General features: G+C 62.0%; 16 protein-coding genes. 5 read left to right on the forward strand and 11 right to left on the reverse strand.

Translation table 11 applies throughout. The features are described from left to right. Positions 1-10: 10 nt before the first annotated feature. Together AAHE99_RS17335 and AAHE99_RS17340 are read right to left on the reverse strand one after the other, a co-directional pair. Positions 11-646 carry a PilN domain-containing protein gene (locus AAHE99_RS17335; protein WP_342118608.1) on the reverse strand — a complete coding sequence of 212 codons (636 nt, stop codon included), beginning with the start codon at positions 644-646 and terminating at the stop codon, positions 11-13. Beyond that, positions 646-1,725 (reverse strand): pilus assembly protein PilM, encoded by a 1,080-nt coding sequence (locus AAHE99_RS17340; protein WP_342118609.1) that lies wholly within the window; start codon positions 1,723-1,725, stop codon positions 646-648. The genes AAHE99_RS17335 and AAHE99_RS17340 overlap by 1 nt, the downstream gene beginning before the upstream one ends. Before the next feature lie 305 nt (positions 1,726-2,030). On the opposite strand from AAHE99_RS17340, the gene AAHE99_RS17345 reads away from it, so the two are divergent. After that, positions 2,031-4,355, forward strand: a complete 2,325-nt coding sequence (locus tag AAHE99_RS17345) for a penicillin-binding protein 1A (RefSeq protein ID WP_342118610.1) — start codon at positions 2,031-2,033, stop codon at positions 4,353-4,355. A 15-nt stretch (positions 4,356-4,370) separates the two neighbouring features. Here the strand turns inward: AAHE99_RS17345 and cyaY are convergent, their stop codons facing one another. Beyond that, positions 4,371-4,703 carry an iron donor protein CyaY gene (gene cyaY, locus AAHE99_RS17350; protein WP_342118611.1) on the reverse strand — a complete coding sequence of 111 codons (333 nt, stop codon included), beginning with the start codon at positions 4,701-4,703 and terminating at the stop codon, positions 4,371-4,373. 39 nt (positions 4,704-4,742) lie between these two features. Between cyaY and lptM the strand changes: the two genes are divergently transcribed. After that, the gene (gene lptM / locus AAHE99_RS17355; protein WP_342118612.1) at positions 4,743-4,919 is read left to right on the forward strand and encodes an LPS translocon maturation chaperone LptM; all 177 of its coding nucleotides are present in this window, start codon (positions 4,743-4,745) and stop codon (positions 4,917-4,919) included. Positions 4,920-4,923: 4 nt separating this feature from the next. Beyond that, positions 4,924-6,192, forward strand: a complete 1,269-nt coding sequence (gene lysA / locus AAHE99_RS17360) for a diaminopimelate decarboxylase (RefSeq protein ID WP_342118613.1) — start codon at positions 4,924-4,926, stop codon at positions 6,190-6,192. On the opposite strand, the gene AAHE99_RS17365 is transcribed toward lysA, so the two are convergent. The 6 genes from AAHE99_RS17365 to AAHE99_RS17390 all read right to left on the reverse strand — a co-directional run bounded on the left by AAHE99_RS17365 (position 6,185) and on the right by AAHE99_RS17390 (position 15,279). After that, a complete protein-coding gene (locus AAHE99_RS17365; protein WP_342118614.1) occupies positions 6,185-6,802 on the reverse strand; it encodes a sulfite oxidase heme-binding subunit YedZ in 618 nt (205 codons plus the stop codon). The genes lysA and AAHE99_RS17365 overlap by 8 nt on opposite strands. Next, positions 6,802-7,731, reverse strand: coding sequence for a protein-methionine-sulfoxide reductase catalytic subunit MsrP (gene msrP / locus AAHE99_RS17370; protein ID WP_342118615.1), 930 nt, complete (start codon positions 7,729-7,731; stop codon positions 6,802-6,804). The genes AAHE99_RS17365 and msrP overlap by 1 nt, the downstream gene beginning before the upstream one ends. Positions 7,732-7,845: 114 nt before the next feature. Continuing rightward, the gene (locus tag AAHE99_RS17375; RefSeq protein ID WP_342118616.1) at positions 7,846-10,791 is read right to left on the reverse strand and encodes a TonB-dependent receptor; all 2,946 of its coding nucleotides are present in this window, start codon (positions 10,789-10,791) and stop codon (positions 7,846-7,848) included. Positions 10,792-11,070: 279 nt separating this feature from the next. Beyond that, positions 11,071-12,390 (reverse strand): c-type cytochrome biogenesis protein CcsB, encoded by a 1,320-nt coding sequence (gene ccsB, locus AAHE99_RS17380; protein ID WP_342118617.1) that lies wholly within the window; start codon positions 12,388-12,390, stop codon positions 11,071-11,073. A gap of 26 nt (positions 12,391-12,416) precedes the next feature. Beyond that, the gene (locus AAHE99_RS17385) at positions 12,417-14,507 is read right to left on the reverse strand and encodes a cytochrome c biogenesis protein ResB (protein ID WP_342118618.1); all 2,091 of its coding nucleotides are present in this window, start codon (positions 14,505-14,507) and stop codon (positions 12,417-12,419) included. Positions 14,508-14,616: 109 nt separating this feature from the next. Next, positions 14,617-15,279 carry a c-type cytochrome gene (locus tag AAHE99_RS17390; protein ID WP_342118619.1) on the reverse strand — a complete coding sequence of 221 codons (663 nt, stop codon included), beginning with the start codon at positions 15,277-15,279 and terminating at the stop codon, positions 14,617-14,619. 156 nt (positions 15,280-15,435) lie between these two features. Here AAHE99_RS17390 and yihA point away from each other — a divergent pair, with 156 nt between their 5' ends. Both yihA and hemB read left to right on the forward strand, forming a co-directional pair. Continuing rightward, positions 15,436-16,137 carry a ribosome biogenesis GTP-binding protein YihA/YsxC gene (yihA, locus tag AAHE99_RS17395; RefSeq protein ID WP_342118620.1) on the forward strand — a complete coding sequence of 234 codons (702 nt, stop codon included), beginning with the start codon at positions 15,436-15,438 and terminating at the stop codon, positions 16,135-16,137. Continuing rightward, entirely contained in the window at positions 16,134-17,132 is a 999-nt protein-coding gene (gene hemB, locus AAHE99_RS17400) for a porphobilinogen synthase (protein WP_342118621.1), read from the forward strand. Before yihA ends, hemB begins: the two co-directional genes overlap by 4 nt. A gap of 40 nt (positions 17,133-17,172) precedes the next feature. Here hemB and AAHE99_RS17405 read toward each other — a convergent pair whose 3' ends face one another. Both AAHE99_RS17405 and AAHE99_RS17410 read right to left on the reverse strand, forming a co-directional pair. After that, positions 17,173-18,633, reverse strand: a complete 1,461-nt coding sequence (locus AAHE99_RS17405) for a sodium:solute symporter family protein (RefSeq protein WP_342118622.1) — start codon at positions 18,631-18,633, stop codon at positions 17,173-17,175. Between the two features lie 179 nt (positions 18,634-18,812). After that, the gene (locus tag AAHE99_RS17410; protein WP_342118623.1) at positions 18,813-19,706 is read right to left on the reverse strand and encodes a hypothetical protein; all 894 of its coding nucleotides are present in this window, start codon (positions 19,704-19,706) and stop codon (positions 18,813-18,815) included. Positions 19,707-19,709 lie beyond the last annotated feature (3 nt).

Genomic DNA, 19,709 nt, shown 5'->3' on the forward strand with positions numbered 1-19,709 from the left:
GGTTATGCTCTCAGGACTTGGCGGCGGCTGGCTTGGCGCCCTTGGCGCCCGGCTTGCCGTCCGGGTTTTCGTCCTTGTCGCGCGGACGCTTGATCATGACCGACAGCTGGAATTCGACAATCTTGCGGGCGCTGGCCTTGTTGTTGGGGTTGCCCAGCGTGCCGGATTTGACTTCGACCAGGTCGGGACGTTCCAGCCACGGCGAATTGCCCGACAGGTTGCGCAGCAGTTCGGAGACGCGCTCCTGCGACTGGGCATTGCCGGTCAGCGTGACTTTCAGGTTTTCCTGCTTGACGGTGCGCAGGTAGACGCCGGGCGGGGTTTGCTTGACCAGTTCGTCCATCAGGTAGACCGGCTGGTTGCGGTCGGCCTGCAAATCTTCCACCGCCTGCTGGCGCGCTTTCAGCGCATCGATTTCCTGGCGCAGGGTGGAGATTTCCGCGATCTTCTTATCCAGTTCGGCGATCGAGGACTTCAGCACGTCGTTGCGCTGGTTCTGGATCGAGATCGAGCGCGCGTTGTAGCCGCTGACCAGCAGCACGATGGCCGCGCCCACCACGCCGCCCAGCGTCAGCAAGGCCACGAAGGCCTTCTTGCGCAGCTTGCGTTTTTCCTCCCGGTGCGGGAGCAGGTTAATGCGTATCATCAGCCGAACCTCCGCATAGCAAGTCCGCAGGCCACCAGGTAAGCAGGCGCGTCGCCGCGCAGCGCCTGTTCACGCACGCCGGAAGCCAGCTGCATGCCCTTGAACGGCGAGACCACGGCGCTGGAAATTCGGGTACGGCCGGCGATTATTTCGAGCAGGCCTGGCAGCACGGCGCAGCCGCCGGCCAGGAAAATCTGGTCGATCTTGGTGAACGGCGTCGAGGTGAAGAAGAACTGGATAGCGCGCGTCACTTCCAGCGCCGCGCCTTCCAGCCAGGGGCCGAGCACGTCGGACTGGTAGTTCTCCGGCAGGTCGCCGGTCTTCTTGCGCGCCTCGGCTTCTTCGAAAGCCAGGCCGTAGGAACGCACGATGTCCTGGGTCAGCGAATTGCCGCCGAACGGCTGTTCGCGCTCGTACACGGTGACGCCGTCCAGCATGACGGAAATCTGGGTCGATACCGCGCCGATCTGGAACAGCGCGATCACCTGGCCGGCGCCGCCGTCGGGCATCTGGGCCGTGATGCGGTCCAGCGCGGCGCGCGCGGCGTAGGATTCGATATCCATCACCTGCGCCTTCATGCCGGCCGATTCGACGATCGCCACGCGGTCCTCGACTTTTTCGCGGCGCGCCGCCGCCAGCATGACTTCAATATCGTCGGTCGAGCTGGAGACCGGGCCGAGCACGTCGAAGTCCAGGCTCACCTCGTCGAGTGCAAACGGGATGTACTGGGCCGCTTCGGATTCGACCTGCACTTCCAGCTGCTCTTCGCTCATACCGGAGGGCAGCACGATTTTCTTGGTAATGACGGAAGCAGGCGGCATGCCCAGCGCCACATGCTTGGCGCGCGTGCCGCTTTTCTTGACCAGGCGGCGCACCGCCTCGACCACTTGCTCCATATTCTCGATATTGCCGTCGGCGACCGCGCCGCGCGGCAACGGTTCCGAGGCGCAGCGCTCAAGGCGCACCCCGTCCTTGCCCGCATCGGACAACTCCACCAGGCGCACGCTCGAGGTGCTGATATCAAGGCCAACCAGAGGCGCCTGGGCGCCGCCAAACAGGGCTTTCAGGTCCAATGACATGGATGCACTCCTGACAACTCCATAGACATTTACATATCCAAATTCGTTTAAAAACCCGTGTTTAGACGGCAAACATGAGACAGTACATTAGATGCTAGCAACATTGCACAAGCGATGTAAAGGTATTTCTCCTGTGCACGATTACCGTTTTGTGAGGGTTTCGCCACACTAAAACTTGCAATTTATGGCATATCAAATAACTAAGTTGTTTTGTTACTCACCGTAAATATTTCCGGAGATCAGGTGCGCGCTGGGGACAGGCCCCTCATTTATAATGCCTTGCATAAAACCTAGTGAAGCTGCGTATGACTGCAAATACCCCTGACGCCCCGGTGAAAAAATCGCCCAAGGGCTTTTTGCTGATGGCCCTGATTTCCCTGCTGGGCCTGATCCTGGCCGGCGTCTTGCTGGTGGTGTTCGGCCTGGCCATGGCCTACCCCAACCTGCCCTCGCTCGAGACCATTACCGACTACCGGCCGAAAATGCCGCTGCGCATCTACTCGGCCGACAATGTGCTGATCGGCGAGTTCGGCGAAGAGCGCCGCAACCTGGTGCATATCAAGGACATCCCCGACGTCATGAAGAAGTCGGTGCTGGCCGCCGAGGACAATAATTTCTACGAACACGGTGGCCTGGATTACTGGGGCATCCTGCGCGCCGCGCTGCACAATGCGACCAGCAGCAGCCGCCAGGGTGCCTCGACGATTACGCAACAGGTAGCGCGCAACTTCTTCCTCTCCAGCGAGCAGACGTTCAAACGCAAGGCGTACGAGGCGCTGCTGGCCTGGAAGATCGAACAGAACCTGACCAAGGACCAGATTCTGGAGGTCTATATGAACCAGATCTACCTGGGGCAGCGGGCCTACGGCTTTTCGTCGGCCGCCCAAATCTACTTCGGCAAGAACCTGAAAGACATTAGCGTGGCCGAAGCGGCCATGCTGGCGGGCCTGCCTAAAGCGCCTTCGGCCTACAACCCGGTGGTCAACCCGAAGCGCGCCAAGGTGCGCCAGCAGTACATCCTGCAGCGCATGGCTTCGCTTGGCTATATTACGCCTGCCCAGTACGAAGCGGCGAAAGTTGAACAACTAAAAGTGAAAACCGATAGCAGCGAATTTGGCGTGCATGCCGAATATGTTGCGGAAATGGCGCGCCAGCTGGTCTACGAGCAATTCAAGGAAGAGACCTATACGCGCGGCCTGAACGTGTTCACCACGATTACCAAGGCCGACCAGGATGCCGCCTACCTGGCGCTGCGCAGCGGCGTGATGGAATACGAACGCCGCCACCCTTACCGCGGCCCGGAAGCCTATGTCGACCTCCCGGCCAACAAGTCGGAGGCCGACGAGATCGTGGAAACCGAACTGGCCGAGCACCCGGACAGCGACAATATCGTCGCCGCCATGGTGCTGAGCGCGGCGGCCGACAAGGTGGTGGCGGTGACCGCTTCGGGCGAAGAGATCAGCATCACCGGCGCCGGCCTGGCCATGGGCAAGAACTGGCTGTCGGACAAGAACCCGCCGAACAAGCGCATCCGCCGCGGCGCCGTGATCCGCGTCATGCAGGAAGGCAAGGACTGGCAGATCACCCAGATGCCGGAAGTGGAATCGGCCTTCATCGCCGCCAACACCGAGGACGGCGCGATCAAGGCCATGGTGGGCGGCTTCGACTACAACCGCAACAAGTTCAACCACGTGACCCAGGCCTGGCGCCAGCCGGGCTCCTCCTTCAAGCCGTTCATCTACTCGGCTTCGCTGGAGCGCGGCCTGTCGCCGGCCACCCTGATCAATGACGCGCCGATTTCCTTCGACGCCGGCCAGACCGGCGGCCAGGCGTGGGAGCCGAAGAACTACGACGGCAAGTATGAGGGGCCGATGAGCATGCGGCGCGGCCTGACCAAGTCCAAGAACATGGTCTCGATCCGCATCCTGAACCGTATCGGCGCCAAGTACGGCCAGGAATACACCACCCGCTTCGGTTTCGATTCTGAGCGCAACCCGCCTTACCTGACCCTGGCGCTCGGCGCGGGCGGGGTGACGCCGATGCAGATGGCGGGCGCCTACGCGGTGTTTGCCAACGGCGGCTATAAGGTGTCGCCTTACCTGATCGCCAAGGTGACCGATGCCAACGGCAAGGTGCTGTCGCAGGCCAATCCGGACCGCGCCGGCGACGAGAAGAACCGCGTGATCGACGAGCGCAATGCCTTCCTGATGGACTCGATGATGAAGGATGTGGTGCGCTTCGGTACCGCGACCCGCGCGCTGTCTCTGAAGCGGCCGGATATCGCGGGCAAGACCGGCACCACCAACGATTCGATCGACGCCTGGTTTGCCGGCTACCAGCCGAAACTGGTGGGCGTGGCGTGGATCGGTTTCGACCAGCCGAAGAACCTGGGCAATAAGGAAACCGGCGGCGGCCTGGCCCTGCCGATCTGGATCGGCTATATGGCCAAGGCGCTCAAGTCTGTTCCGATTGAGGAACGCCCAGTACCGGAGGGCATCATCGCCCAGGATGGGGAGTATTACTATGCGGAGAATCCGCCGGGCGTCGGTGTCGACAGCCTGGAAGGCGCGACCCGCGGCACGCCGGCGGAGGAAAAGCAGAAGGATGCTGTGAAGAACGAGCTGTTCTGAACCGGTAAACCGGTCTTAAGGCGCCACAACCACCGGCGCACCACCCTGCTCGGTCACAATCTCCGACAACGCCGCGTACAGTTCCGTACCGCGGCGCGTATCGATCCACTTGCCATCCACCTGGCGGTAGTGGAAGCCGCCCGAGCGGGCCGCCACCCACAGCTCCTGCATCGGCGCCTGCGAGTTGATGATCACCTTCGATCCGTTCTCCACGAACTCGATCTCCAGCACATTGCCGCTGCGGCTGCACTCCACATCCACCATATCCTGCTCGCACAGGCGGTCGAGCGACGCTTCGATCGCTTCCAGCGTGGCGTCGGCCAGGTCCAAAAATTCCGATTCGGTCATGCTACACTCCAAGATTCCTATCAAGCCCCTATTTTAATCGTGAAGTCCCGAATCGCACTTGCTGCTGTAACAACGGCAGCCCTGCTGGCCGGATGTGGCCAAACCGGCCCACTCTACCTGCCAAAGCCACCCGCCAAGCCTGTCACCACGGGCAAACCTGGCGTGGCGCCACCGGCGGCTCCGGTTCCATCCACACCACCAGCGTCCCAACAGTAAGAATATGTCCCACTTCGAATACCAGAATGGCGTACTGCACGCCGAAGGCGTTGCGCTCGATTCCATCGCAGAACAGTACGGCACCCCGGCCTACGTCTATTCCAAATCGCAGCTGACCGATAACTTCGACTCATACGCCAATGCCTGCGCCGGCCGCGACGCGCTGGTGTGCTACGCGATGAAGGCCAACTCCAACCTGGCCATCCTGGACCTGCTGGCACGCCGCGGCGCCGGCTTCGACATCGTGTCGGGCGGCGAACTGCTGCGCGTGATCGCCGCCGGCGGCGATCCGAAGAAGGTGATCTTCTCCGGCGTCGGCAAGAGCGTGGAAGAGATGCGCCTGGCGCTGTCGCACGACATCCTGTGCTTCAACGTCGAGTCGATCCCGGAACTGCACCGCCTGAACGAAGTGGCAGGCAGCATGGGCAAGAAAGCGCGCATCTCGCTGCGCGTGAACCCGAACGTGGACGCCAAGACCCACCCTTACATCGCGACCGGCCTGAAAGCCAACAAGTTCGGCGTGGCCTTCGACGATGCGCTGGAAACCTACCGCACCGCCGCCGCCCTGCCGCACCTGGACGTCTCCGGCATCGACTGCCATATCGGCTCGCAGCTGCTGGACGACGCGCCGCTGCTGGAAGCGCTCGACAAGCTGATCGAACTGATCGACGCGCTGGGCGCGGAAGGCATCCACCTGCACCACCTCGACATCGGCGGCGGCCTGGGCATCGATTACGGCGACGGCGCCCCGGTGCCGGTGGGCGACTACCTGGGCCGCCTGTTCAAGCGCATCGACGCCTGGCGCGCCGAGAAGCATGGCGGCGCCCCGATCAAGGTGATCTTCGAGCCGGGCCGCTCCATCGTCGGCAATGCCGGCGTGCTGCTGACCCGCGTGGAATTCATCAAGCACGGCGAAGAGAAGAACTTCTGCATCGTCGATGCGGCCATGAACGATATGGCGCGTCCGGCCATGTACCAGGCCTGGATGGATATGCAGCCGGTGGTGCGCACCGATGCCGCCAAAGCCATGTTCGACGTGGTGGGCCCGATCTGCGAATCCGGCGACTGGCTGGCGCGCGACCGCGAACTGAACGTGGCGCCGGGCGACCTGCTGGTAATGAAGACCGCCGGCGCCTACGGCATGACCATGGCCTCCAACTACAACACCCGCGGCCGCGCCGTGGAGCTGATCGTGGACGGCGGCGTGGTGCACGTGGTGCGCAAGCGCGAGAATCCGGCCGACCTGTTCGCGCTGGAATCCACCATCAAGTAACAGCCTTCACCTTGCTGCGCGCCCACCAGGCGCGCAGCCCCAGCAACACCAGCACGATCAAGCCGAACAAGATCGGCTTGTTGAAGTCGTGCTTCCCCGCCCGCATCCACCAGAAGTGCAAGATCCCCAGCGGCGCGATCACATACACCAGCTTATGCAACAGCTGCCAGCGCTTGCCGCCCAGGCGGCGCACCATGCCGTTGGTGCTGGTCACGGCCAGCGGCACCAGCAGCACGAAAGCCGTAAAGCCGACGAAGATGAAGGGCCGCTTGGCCACATCCTTCAGCATCTCCTGCACGTCGAAGAAATGGTCGAACCACAGGAAGGTGGTGAAGTGCAGCAGCGCGTAGAAAAAGGCGTACAGCCCCATCATGCGGCGCAGCTTGAGCAACCAGTTCCAGCCGCTGAAGCGCCGCAGCGGCGTGACCGCCAGCGTGATGCACAGGAAATACAAGGTCCACGAGCCGGTATTGCGCGTGATGTACTGCAGCGGCTCCACCAGCTGGTCGGTCGCCACCAGGTAGACCAGTGCGAAGAACGGCACCAGCGCCAGCACGAAGGCGATAGCCTTGATCGCCGTCAGCTGGCGCGGGGTCGGGGTAAAGGCCATCAGTAGAACTTCTTCAGGTCCATGCCGGTGTACAGCGAGGCGACTTCCGGGTAGCCGTTGAACATCAAGGTCTTGCGCTTGCGGGTGAAGAAACCGTCTTCGCCGATGCGGCGCTCGGTGGCCTGCGACCAGCGCGGGTGGTCGACCGTCGGGTTCACGTTCGAGAAGAAGCCGTATTCGTTCGGCGCCGACAGGTTCCACGAGGTGCGCGGAATATCGCGTACGAAGCGGATCTTCACGATCGACTTGGCCGACTTGAAGCCGTACTTCCACGGCAGCACCATGCGCACCGGCGCGCCGTTCTGGTTCGGCAGCACCTCGCCGTACATGCCGAAGGTGAGCAGTGCCAGCGGATGGTTAGCTTCATCGATACGCAGGCCTTCCACATACGGCCAGTCCAGCACGCGGCTGCCGACGCCCGGCATCTGCTTGCGGTCGGCCAGGGTGATGAATTCAACGTATTTGGCGTTACCGGTCGGCTCGACCTTCTTGATCAACTCGGAGAACGAATAGCCGATCCACGGGATCACCATCGACCAGCCCTCTACACAACGCAGGCGGTAGATGCGCTCCTCCAGCGGCGCCAGCTTGAGCAGGCTGTCGATATCGAGCGTCATCGGCCTTTTCACCTCGCCCTCGATCTGCACCGTCCAGGGCCGCGTGCGCAGCGTATGGGCGTTCTCGGCCGGGTCGGACTTGTCGGTGCCGAACTCGTAGAAGTTGTTATAGCTGGTGGCGTCCTTGTATTCGGTCTGCTTTTCCATGACGGCAAAGGCCGGATTGCGCTTGGCCGCCAGCTTGGCGCCGCCACCGCCTTGCGCCAGCGCCAGCTCGGGGCCGAGGATGGCGCCCGCCGCCGCCAGCTTGATGAACTTGCGGCGCGACTCGAATACTTCGCGCGGAGTGATTTCGGAAGGGAGGATCAACATGGCAGCTCCAGTGCTGGTGCAAGGTAATAGCTAAACCTTACACCAGATTGCTGAAGCCCAAATTAAAAAAGCCGCCCGGCGAACCGGGCGGCTTTCAGGATACCAATCTATCGATTAGTACTCGTAGCGGGCGGTCAGGCGCACGCTGCGTGGTTCCTGATAGGAGGTTGGGCTCTTCCAGTTCAGGTTGACACGACCCTCGGTTGCCGAAGTGGTAGCGCGGCTGTAGTCCTTGCGCTCCTGGACTTCGTTTACGGTGTCGCGGTTCAGGATGTTAAACACGTCCAGCTGCACGGTCAGCTTGCTCTGGCCGAACTTGGCGATGTACGCCAGGTTCATGTCCAGGGTGGTGGTCCATGGCGTACGGCCAAAGGTACCACGCTGGTGCAGTTCGCTCTTGCCCTGGTCATTCACGCAGTAGTACGCGGAACCGGTGGTGTAGTTGCGGGCATCCGAGTAGTCAGCTGCGGTGGACGGTACGAAACCGATGCAGCTGATTGGACGGCCCGACGCGATCTGGGCGTTGTAGCCGATACGGAAGTTCTCGTTCAGCTGGTACAGGCCGTAGCTCTTCAGCACGTGGCGGCGGTCACCCGGCAGAGGACCATCGGCGCCGTGGGTCAGCGACGGGAAGTCGAAGTCCTGCGACACACCAGCATCTTCCTGGTTGATGATCGAGCTCACGTAGCCTTCCGCGGTACCCGTGGACTTGGACAGCACGTACGACGCATTCACGCCCCAGGTGCCGTTGAACGGACGTTCCAGGGTCAGCTCAAGCGCCTTGTAAGTACGGGTGTACTTGGCCAGGCCGATGTAGCTGTTCGGTACGGTGACTTCCTTCAGCTTGCCGTCGTTGTTGACGTCCATCTGCAGGGTCACGTCGCGGCCAGGGTTCACCATCAGACACTGGGCCATGGTGCCCGAGTCGAAGTTATGGTAGCCGTTGTCTTCTGCCCACTTCTCGAACGCCAGGTGCGAGCAGTAGTCGTCCATACCGTCATTGACCTTGCGGTAGATACCGCGCATACCGAAGTCCCAGCCCTTCACGATCTGCCATTGCGCGCCCAGGATGAATTCATCCTGCGACATTGGCTTCAGGCTGGTGCTGGCCACGGTTGCCGGGTTAGGCGGGGTCAGGCTGCCGTTGACAGTCGACACGCCGATCGGCGCCGACAGGCCGAGCGGGGCCTTGGTGACCGGATCCATACCGGTGAACTTGTAGAAGTCCTCGGTCGATACCTCACCGCGGGTGGCGCGGATGTTGGTGTTGACGGCCACCGGAATGAAGTAGCGGCCGGCGTTACCGAACACCTTCATGGTCGAATTGCCGTTCACGTCCCAGGCGAAGCCGATACGCGGTGCGAACTGGTTGTCGGCCTTCACGAACGACTTGCCATCCGAGTTCTTGTTGTCAAACGATTCCCAGCGCAGGCCACCGTACAGCAGCCAGTTCTTGTTCATCTTCCAGCTGTCTTCGATGTAGTATGCATCGTTATCCGCATCGAAGGTGCCGGAGGTGGACAGCGAGGTACGCTTACGCACGTAGGTGGTGCCCGGTGCAACCGCGTTCGCGACGCCGTTGATGGTGCCGCTGGCGGTGGTCAGGTAGCGCCAGTACACGCCGCCCGAGTAAGACGAGGAGCCGGCTGCGGTCGAGCTGAATTTCTGGCTGTCGATACCGCCGCGGATGGTGTGGTCGCCCCACACGTATTCGCCGTCGATACGGAAGGCTTTACGTTCGTCCTTGTCGTCCGGTGCAGCCGGGTCGCGCACGGCGGTGGCGAACGGCTCTTTCCAGCAGCCCATGAAGGCCACAGTCGGGCTGTATACGGTCGGGCAGGCTTCCGACGAGGTACGGGCGCCGGTGGTCTTGTCGCCCTTCTCGTCCACGGTACCGAACAATGCGGACAGGGTGAAGTTGTCGGTCAGGTAGCCGGTGTATTTACCGATCAGGGTATGGCCGCCGCCTTTACGCTCGCTGGCCTCTGGCGTACCGGTGTGGGTACTCAGGTACTGGCGCGCTTCGTCGTTGACCGGGTAGTCGGTGTATTCGATCTTGCGCTTGTGGGTCAGGCCGGTGAATTCGATACGGTGGCTGTCATTCGGCGTGTAATCCAGCTTGATCATGCCGTTCGGCTGGGTGTTCTTCGACTTGTAGCTCTTGTTCTGCTCAAAGACGTGGTTGACATTGTGCTTGCCTTCCACGATGGCGAACATGAACAGCTTGTCCTGCACCAGGGGGCCACCGGCGTATACGTCGAACTCGGTAGTGGAGGTCTTGTTGGCGCTGTTGAAGCCACCCGAGATGTAACGCGAGTCGGTACCGCCTGGAACGTAGTTCTTGTCCAGGATGTCCTTGGTGTGGCCGCGCAGGCTGTTTGGCTCGGTGTAGATCGCGCCGCCGGTCTTCCAGGTGTTGGTACCGCGCTTGGTCACCAGCGAAATCACGCCGCCCAGTGCACGGCCGTATTCGGCGCCGTAGCCGCCCGACTTGACCTGCTGTGCCGCGATGGCGTCGAACGGCAGGTTGGAGTAGGACAGGAAGTTACGGATATTGGTGACGTCAAAGCCGTTGATGTAGTAGCCGTTCTCTGCGACCGATGCACCGGCAAAGGCTGGCAGGCCGCCAGCGCCCAGGTCCGGGTCGCCTTTCAGCACGCCTGGGGCCAGGGTAGCAACCGCGTTTACGTCGCGGATCACTGGCAGGGCCGCCATCTGTTCGGCGCTGAACACGGTGTTGCTTTCAACGCTGGAGACGTCAATCGCGCTACGCGCGCGGGAAACCACCACGCGGCCGGCGATTTCCGGCTCGCTGGCAGCGGTCAGGTTGACGTTGGTACCGGAGCCGATGGCCACGGTGATTTCACGCGTCACGCCGTTCGAAACGACGCGATAGGTGCCTGGTTGCAGCTTGGCGGCCGTGTAGGAGCCGGAAGCGTCAACGGTGACGGTACGTTCAAAACCAGTCTCGGCGCTCGTGATTGTGACTTTGGCGCCTGGCTGGCCCTTACCGAAGATGGAACCTTCCGAGCTTTGCGCGTAGGCAACACTCGAAACCATCAGACCTACGGCCAACGCGACGGCTGTGCGACGCAACACCGTTGTTCGAATTTTCATAAACACTCCTGAAATTATATTTGGCTATTTCCCACCTTCGGCGAATATCATTTGCAAGCTACCCAGAACTTCGCCCGTAGCAAATTTATACAATTGCTTATAGTTCGGTCAATTAATTACATGCAATCCCGTAGGTTTGCATGGGCAAAAAACAACAGTAGCGGATTGAAAGTTAATGCCGGCAGACCCGGGCCGGCGGCCAGGGTCTGCGGAGGGAAAGGCTTAGAGCTTGCCGTAGGAATGCAGGCCGGAGAGGAACATGTTCACGCCCAGGAAGGCGAAGGTGGTGACCACCAGGCCGACCACGGCCCACCAGGCGGCAGCCTTGCCGCGCAGGCCGGACATCAGGCGCATGTGCAGCCAGGCGGCGTAATTCAGCCAGACGATCAGGGCCCAGGTCTCTTTCGGGTCCCACGACCAGTAGCCGCCCCAGGCTTCGGCCGCCCACAGGGCGCCCAGGATGGTGGCGATGGTGAAGAAGGCGAAGCCGATCGAGATCGCCTTGTACATCACGTCTTCCAGCACCTCGCCGCTCGGCAGGCGGTCGGCGAACTTGCCGCGCACCAGGTTGACCACGGCGAACAGGACGACCAGGCCGCCGACCTTGCTGCTCATCTGGCCCAGGGCGGCCTTGGTGCTGTCCTGCGCGCCGCCGATGAAGGCGATCAGCCAGCAGGCGGCGATGATGGCGATCGGCGCCAGCACCAGGGAGATCCACAGGGTGCGCGCGTCTTCGTACTTGAGCAGGTAGGCCCAAGCCACCATCGAGGCCAGGGCGAAGGTGCCGTAGCCGATGAAGTTGGCCGGTACGTGGATCTTCATCCACCAGCTTTGCAGGGCCGGCACCAGCGGCTGGATTTCCGAGGCGCCGCGCGCCACGGTGTACCACAGCAGGAAGCCGACCGCAGCCGAAATCACCAGCAGCACGAAGGGGCCCAGCGCGCGGGTGGCGTAGTGCTCTTCGTAGTACAGGTAGAACATGGCGGTGATCAGCGAGAACAGGATGAATACTTCATACAGGTTCGAGATCGGGATGTGGCCGACGTCGCTGCCGATCAGGTAGGACTCGTACCAGCGCACCAGCATGCCGGTCACGCCCAGCACCACGGCCGCCCAGCACAGCAGCGAACCGGCTGCGCCGCCCACGGTCGAACGGGTGAACAGGCCGCCCCAGTAGAACAGGGTGGACAGGAAGAACAGCGTGCTCATCCACAGGATGGCGGACTGGCTCGACAGCATGTACTTGAGCCAGAAGCGGCTGTCGGCCGCTGCCAGCTGTCCGCCGTACAGGGCGATGCCGCCCAGCGCCAGCGCGAAGGACAGCGGCATCAGCCAGCGCAGCGGCTTCCAGTACCAGCCGAGGGCGGCGAAGCACGGCGCCGAGGCCAGCAGGATCACCTGTTCATAGCCGTCCATATACGCGCCGAAGCGGTTGAACGCATACAGCGCGCCGGCGCACAGGGCCAGGGCGAACAGCCAGTCGAACGCGCCCAGGCGCTTGAAATAGCCCGGCTGCTGGGCGTAGATTTGTGTTGCTTCCATATATTTCTCCAAAACCTGGCAACAGCTTACGCCGATTGCGGCAGCTTTTCCTTCAGTTCCTTAAATTCCTTTTCGAAGTCCAGCGTCTTGCGCTGGGTGCTCATGGCCATCAAGGCCTCGCTGCCGGCTTCGCCCGGCTTGATCCAGACCCACACGCGGCGCTCGCGAATGTAGAACATGGCAAACACGCCCAGCACCAGCAACAGGCAACCAAGATACACGATGGTCTTGCCCGGCGAGCGGGTCACCTGGAATACCGATGCTTTGATTTGCGTGAACTCGTCCAGCGCCAGGTAAACCGGGGCGCCGTAGAAGAAGCTGTCCGACAGCGCATTGGTGGCCAGCTGCAGGAAGCGGCCATGCGTTTCGTCGGCGGCGGCCGGCGCCAGGCCCGCCTGTTCGCGCGCGGCCTGCCACAGCTCCCACATGCTGCCGTTCAGGATCTTCAGGAAGATCTCGGCGGCCTTGGTCTGTTCGGCTTGCGGCACTTTTTCCAGGAAGCGGCTGATGGCGAAGAAGCCGGCGCCATTGGCGTCGCCGGCGAAGATCTCCAGGCCCTTGGTGGCGGATTGCTCGAGCTGGGTGCGCAGCGGGTCGCCGGCCTTCGATTGCGGCATGGCGCGCGCGGCGTAGCGCTCGGCGGCCTTCTTGCGCAGGGCCGGGTCTTGCAGCGCGGCGCGCAGGCGCATCCATTCGCGCACGCTGTGCTCGTCGTCGGCCGGGATGCGCAGGTAGCTGAACGGGTCGGACGGGTTGGCGCGCACGCCGGCCAGGAACACGGTATCGCCTTCCATGGTGACCGGCTGCATATAGTTCTGGTACTCGCGCGCCTGGCCGGTCTTGTCGCGCAGCTTGTAGGAGACCGATGGACCGACGTTCTTCAGGTCCTTGTTGTGGGCGGTCTTGGCGGCCGAGCCCAGCTGCTTGTCCAGGCTGCGGGCGAAGGATTCGTTCAGGTTCTCGCCCTTGGTCACGGCGCGCGCGTCCTGCGCACCGATGTTCTCGACGTTGAATGGGCGGAAGTCGCTCCACTCCACGGTGTATTCGTCGCTCAGCTTGGTGGTGCCGTTGACTTCGCCTTCCATATTGAAGGTGGTGGTGCCGGTGCCCTTCATCGGGTGGCCCACCAGCTTCAGCTTGCTGCCGCCGTCTTCAAAGCTGGACTGGTAGATCGCGATGCCGTCAAAGATCAGCGGCTTGTTCACTTCGATCACCGCATCGACGGTCTTGCCGGTGTCGTTCGAGCGCACGCTGACGTGGCTGGCGAACAGCTTGGGCATGCCGGTGCTGTAGAAGTCGATATCGAACTTCTTGAGCTGGATGGTGAATGGCAGGTCCTGCAGCAGCACGCCGTCCGGGCGCGGCAGGATGGCGGTATTGCCCGCCGTGCCTTCCGGCAGCGCGATGCTGCCGCGGTAGGTCGGGTTGTGCACGCCGAGGCGGTGCTGGGCCGGGATATCGGCGATCAGGCCGCTGCCGCCGAAGGCGGTCTTACCCAGCAGCCATTGCTGGAAGCGGATCGGCAGGTCGGAGTCGAGCATGCCGCCGACCAGGATGATGACGATCGCGCTGTGTGCGAAGATGTAGCCGAACTTGTTGCCGGCGCCGCGCTTGGCCGACACCAGGATGGCGCCGTCTTTCTCGATGATCTTGGTGGCGTAGCCGGCATGGCCCAGGCGCTGCGCGGTCTGGCCCGCCAGCTCGGCGCCCGACTTGGACGATTGCCAGTGCGTCTTGTGGTGGAAGTTGTTGAGCGAAGCCTCGCGCACCTTCTCGCGCCAGCTGCGCATATCCTTCAGCATCTTTGGCGTATTGTGCACGATGCACAGCGAAGTCGATACGACCAGCAAGCCGCACATGGCGACGAACCACCAGGTCGAGTAAATCGCATACAGCCCCAGTTTGCGGAACACTTCGAACCAGAACGGGCCAAACTGGTTGACGTAGTTCGGCATCGGCTGGGCCTGCTGCACGATGGTGCCGATGATCGATGCAAAAATGATCACGACAAACAGCGCGATCGCAAAGCGCATCGAGGACAGCAGCTCGACAGTCTCAGCCACAGGGCCGCGCCGGTTGCGCAGCTGGATTCCGGAAGTGCTTGGGGCGTCGCTCATTACTACTCAGGGGAAAAAGTCAGGAGAATAACAACAAAAAGGGCAGCCTGCTTGCGCGGCCGCCCTTTTCATGTCCAGAACCGCCCAGCGATGGGGCGGCACATTGCAATTACTTCAAGCCGGCCATGTAGTCGGCAACCGCTTCGATTTCCTTGTCGGACATACGGTAAGCGATGGCTTGCATTTCGGCGCTGGACTTGCGGGTGCCGGCCTTGAAGGCTTTCAGGGTGGCAGCCGAGTAGTCCTGGTGCTGGCCGCCTACGCGTGGGTAGGCGGCTGGCATGCCGGCGCCGGCTGGGCCGTGGCAGGATGCGCAGGCTGGCACGCGGTTTTCAGCGATACCGCCGCGGTAGATCTTCTTGCCCAGTTCGATGGTGTCCTTGTTCTTGGCAGCGCCGGCCTTGGTCGGCTCGGTGGCCAGGTAGGCAGCGATGTTCTTCTTTTCTTCGTCGGTCAGCGCCTTGGCGAAAGCGGTCATCACGGTGCCTGGACGGCCGGCATCGGTGAAGGCCACCAGTTGCTTGTAGATGTAGGCTTCACCCTGGCCACCCAGCTTCGGGTTGACGGTGATGGTGGAAGCACCCTTGGCGCCGTGGCAGGATACGCAGGCAGCGATACCGCGTGCGTTATCGCCTTCAGCGTACAGGGTTGCGCCTTTGGCTGGATCAACCTTGGCTGCTGGAGCGTGGGCTTCGGAAGCGGAGGCCGCACCGGAAACAGCCAGCAGTGCAACGAACAAGGATTTTACAAATGGCGAAAACGCACGATTCATTCAGACACCCTGAGAGACAAGTAAATAATTAGTGGTAATGAATTGTTTTGTTTGGCATTGCCTCATAAATAGGCAACCTGGCGCATAACAACAATTCGTAACCCCTTATTGTACAATAGCTTTCCTGCTTTATTACCCCCTTTTTGTTGCTCCTCCATGTCTAAACTCTGGCAAGCCCGTTTTTTCACCACTGTTAACCACCTGCGCGACCTGCCGCGCACGACGGTGCCAGAGATCGCCTTCGCGGGTCGTTCCAACGCTGGCAAATCCACTGCGATCAATATCCTGTGCAACCAGAAGGGCCTGGCTTTCGCCTCCAAAACCCCGGGCCGCACCCAGCACATCAACTTCTTCTCGATCGGCGGCGCCCACGTGGCGATGCATCGCCATGATCCGATCAATATGGACGAGCTGGAGTGCCTGGTGGCCGACTTGCCGGGCTACGGCTATGCGGAAGTGTCGGGCGACGCCAAGAACCACTGGCAGCGCCTGCTGGGCGATTATGTCCAGCGCCGCGACCAGCTGGCGGCCCTGATCCTGATGATGGATGCGCGCCGCCCGTTCACCGACCTGGACGTGCAGATGATCGAATGGTTCGCCCCGACCGGCAAGCCGATCCACTGCATCCTGACCAAGGCAGACAAGCTGAACCGCAACGAGTCCATCAATGTGCTGCGCCAGGCGAAAGCCAAGCTGGACAGCTACGTCGATGAAGACGGCGAAGGCTTCCCCTTCACCGTGCAACTGTTTTCCGCGCTGAAGCGCATCGGCATCGAGGAAGCGACGGCCAAGATCGAAGAACTGGCCGGCCTCACCGGTGGCGACGCAGCGCCTACCACTGACGAAAGCGAAGCATGATCACTCCTGATTTCCCAGCCATCCGCATGCGCCGCATGCGCCGCGACCCGTTCTCGCGCGCGCTGATGCGCGAGAACACCATCACGGTCGATGACCTGATCTACCCGGTCTTCGTGGTGGAAGGCCAGAACCGCCGCGACCCGGTGGCCACCATGCCGGGCGTGGACCGCATCTCGATCGACAACCTGCTGAAGGTGGCCGAGGAGTGCGTCAAGCTGGGCATTCCGGTGCTGTCGCTGTTCCCGAACATCGACCCGTCGCTGAAGACCAATGACGGTATCGAAGCGACCAACCCGCAAGGCCTGATTCCGCGCGCCGTGCGCGAGCTGAAGAAGAATTTCCCTGAGCTGGGCATCATGACCGACGTGGCGCTGGATCCGTACACCAGCCACGGCCAGGACGGCACCGTCGATGAGAAGGGTTCGATCCTGAACGACGAAACCACCGAGATGCTGGTGCGCCAGGCGCTGTGCCAGGCGGAAGCCGGCGTGGACGTGGTCGGTCCGTCCGACATGATGGATGGCCGTATCGGCGTGATGCGCAAGGCGCTGGAAGAGAAGGGTTTCATCCACACCCGCATCATGGCTTACTCGGCCAAGTACGCCTCGGCTTTCTACGGCCCGTTCCGCGACGCGGTCGGTTCGGCGGCGGCGCTGGGCAAGGCGGACAAGTTCACCTACCAGATGGATCCGGCCAATACCGATGAAGCGCTGCGCGAAGTGGCGCTGGATATCGCCGAGGGCGCCGATATGGTGATGGTCAAGCCGGGCATGCCGTACCTGGACATCGTGCGCCGCGTGAAGGATGAGTTCAAGGTGCCGACTTATGCCTACCAGGTGTCGGGCGAATACGCCATGCTGAAGGCCGCCGCGCAGAACGGCTGGCTGGACCACGACAAGGTGATGATGGAATCGATGATGGCCTTCAAGCGCGCCGGTGCGGATGGCGTGCTCACCTACTTCGCGCTGGATATTGCGCGCAAGCTGAAAGCGTAAAAAAAAGGGGCCAGCGGCCCCTTTTTTATTGCCATGCCAATCAGGCTGGCATGTGGTGAACCGCATCATGGCGGTTCTTCAGCACCTGCGGCGCCAGCGAGCCGACGAACATGCCTACAAACGCCGCCAGCAAGCCCGCCAGCTGCCCCGGGAACGCCGCCGCCAGCTCCTCCCCGCCAATCTGCGGGAAGAACACAATCCAGGTGGCGATGCCAAAGGCCACCGACAGGATCGCACCCTGCGTGGTCGCACGCTTCCAGTACAGCCCCATCAGCAGCGGCACAAAGGCCGCCACCAGGGTCACCTGGTAAGCCGTGGACACCAGCTCATAAATCGAAGTGCCCTTCATCGCAATCGCATACGCCAGCACGGTCGCCGCGAACACCACGATGGTGATACGCATGGCGCGCAGCTGCTGCTTGTCGCTCATGCCCGGACGCAGGTTCTTCAGGATGTTCTCGGTGAAACTGGTCGAAGGCGCCAGCAGCGTCGCCGAAGAAGTCGACTTGATCGCCGACAGCAGCGCGCCGAAGAACAGAATCTGCATCACCAGCGGCATCTTGGTCAGCACGAAGGTCGGCAGCAGGCGCTGGTAGTCATTCTTGGCCATCTCCAGGCCGCCCTGCCCCATCACGATCACCGCGCAGGCCACGATGAACATCGGCACGGCGGCAAAGACGATATAGCTGGCGCCACCGATCACGGCGCCGGTGCGCGCGGTCGGCGCATCCTTGGCCGACATCACGCGCTGGAACACGTCCTGTTGCGGAATCGAGCCCAGCATCATGGTGACGGCCGCGCCGACGAAGAAGGCGACGTCGGTGAAGTTAGGCGCCGGCAGGAAAGTCCACAGCTTCTCTTCGCCGATCATGGTCAGCACCTTGTCGCTGCCGCCGGCCAGGTCGGCCGAGAACACGGCGATGATGGACAGGCCCACCACCAGCACGATCATCTGGATAAAGTCGGTCCACGCCACCGCCAGGAAGCCGCCGATCACCACATAGATCAGCACCGCCAGGGTGCCGACGATCATGCCGGCGGTTTCCGACATGGCGCCATTGGTCAGCACGGAGAACACCAGGCCGAGCGCGGTAATCTGCGCCGCCACCCAGCCCAGGTAGGAAATGATAATGGCGACCGAGCAGAACACCTCGATGCCCTTGCCGTAGCGCTGGCGGTAGAAGTCGCCAATGGTCAGCAGGTTGAGCTTGTACAGGCGGGCTGCGAAGAACATGCCGACCAGGATCAGGCAGGTGCCGGCGCCGAACGGGTCTTCCACGATGGCGTTCATGCCGCCCTGGACGAACTTGGCCGGGATACCCATCACGGTTTCCGCGCCAAACCAGGTGGCGAAGGTGGTGGTGATCACCATGATCAGCGGCAGGCTGCGGCCAGCCACTGCGAAGTCGGTCGTATTTTTGATGCGGGTGCCGGCCCAGGCGCCGAGCGCCAGCGTGCCCAGCAGGTACAGGACCACAAAGGAAATCAGGGTGATGTTCATCGCGACTTAAACTCCGGCTCCAATCGGCAAATTTCGCGATTATAGCGGCAAGATGGCGGCGGGTTTTAAGAAATTTTGTGACGCTTGCTGCAAAACCAACAAACCGGCAAGGCGGGGTCTGACCCAAGGGTCAGACCCCGGTGTATCGAAGCCGCAGGCCGCAGCGCGGTTTACCGGTTTTAGCGCACCTTCCCGTAATTCGGGAAGAACTCCAGCAGCAAGAAGGCTTCCAGCTCCTTCTCATGCTCCTTGCGCGCGCTCATCGGCACGTTGCGGCCCAGGCGGTGCGATTCCCAGATAAAGTCGCCCGGCTTCTCCTTGCGGATCATCTCGATCATGCGCTTGACGATTGCCGTTTCAATATCTTTTTCCGAGCCCTGGTCCACCCTCACCTGCTGCAGCCACTGGCGCTTGAAGTTGGTGCTGAAACCGCGGAACTTGATTTCCGCGCTATTGAAGGTCTGGTTCACGATCTGGAACACGCCACCCGTATCATTGCGGTCGCCACTGGCGCTGCGCCCCTGGGCCCCCATGATATTGGCCATGGCGCGCGCCTTGCCCACCGCCCCGGCATCCTGCTCGGTTTCAGGCTGCGGCGACACGCCACGCGCACGGCGCCGCATTTCGATCAGGGTCGCCATATCCGGCGCATCCGGCGGTGGCGGCGTCAGCTTGGCCTCCTCCGGTGGGACGATGCGCTCCTGCGGCTTAACGATCTCAGTGATCGCGGTCTTGCTCGGCGGCAGATAGGCGCGCGTCGAGCGCGGCGTATCCTTGGACGGCTTGGGATCCGCCTTCGGCTTTGGCTTCGGTTTCGGCGCCGGCTTGCCCGGGTTGATGTAGACCATCTCGCCTTCCTTGGCAGGCGGCGTCAGGACGATCTTTTCCGAGGGTTTGAACAGGTAAATCGCCACCACCAGCAAGTGCACGAACACCGTGGCGGCAATACCCCAACGATTGGGCTTATTACTGCCATACTCGAGCACCTTGTCTTCCGGCCAAGGCTGGCCGCAAGTCGGGCAAAGCCCGTCGTGGGCCGCTAGTTCGGCGTGGGAATGCGTGTACTGATGCAAGAT

This window comes from Pseudoduganella sp. OTU4001 (genome assembly GCF_038440195.1).
Classification (GTDB): Bacteria; Pseudomonadota; Gammaproteobacteria; order Burkholderiales; family Burkholderiaceae_D; genus Rugamonas.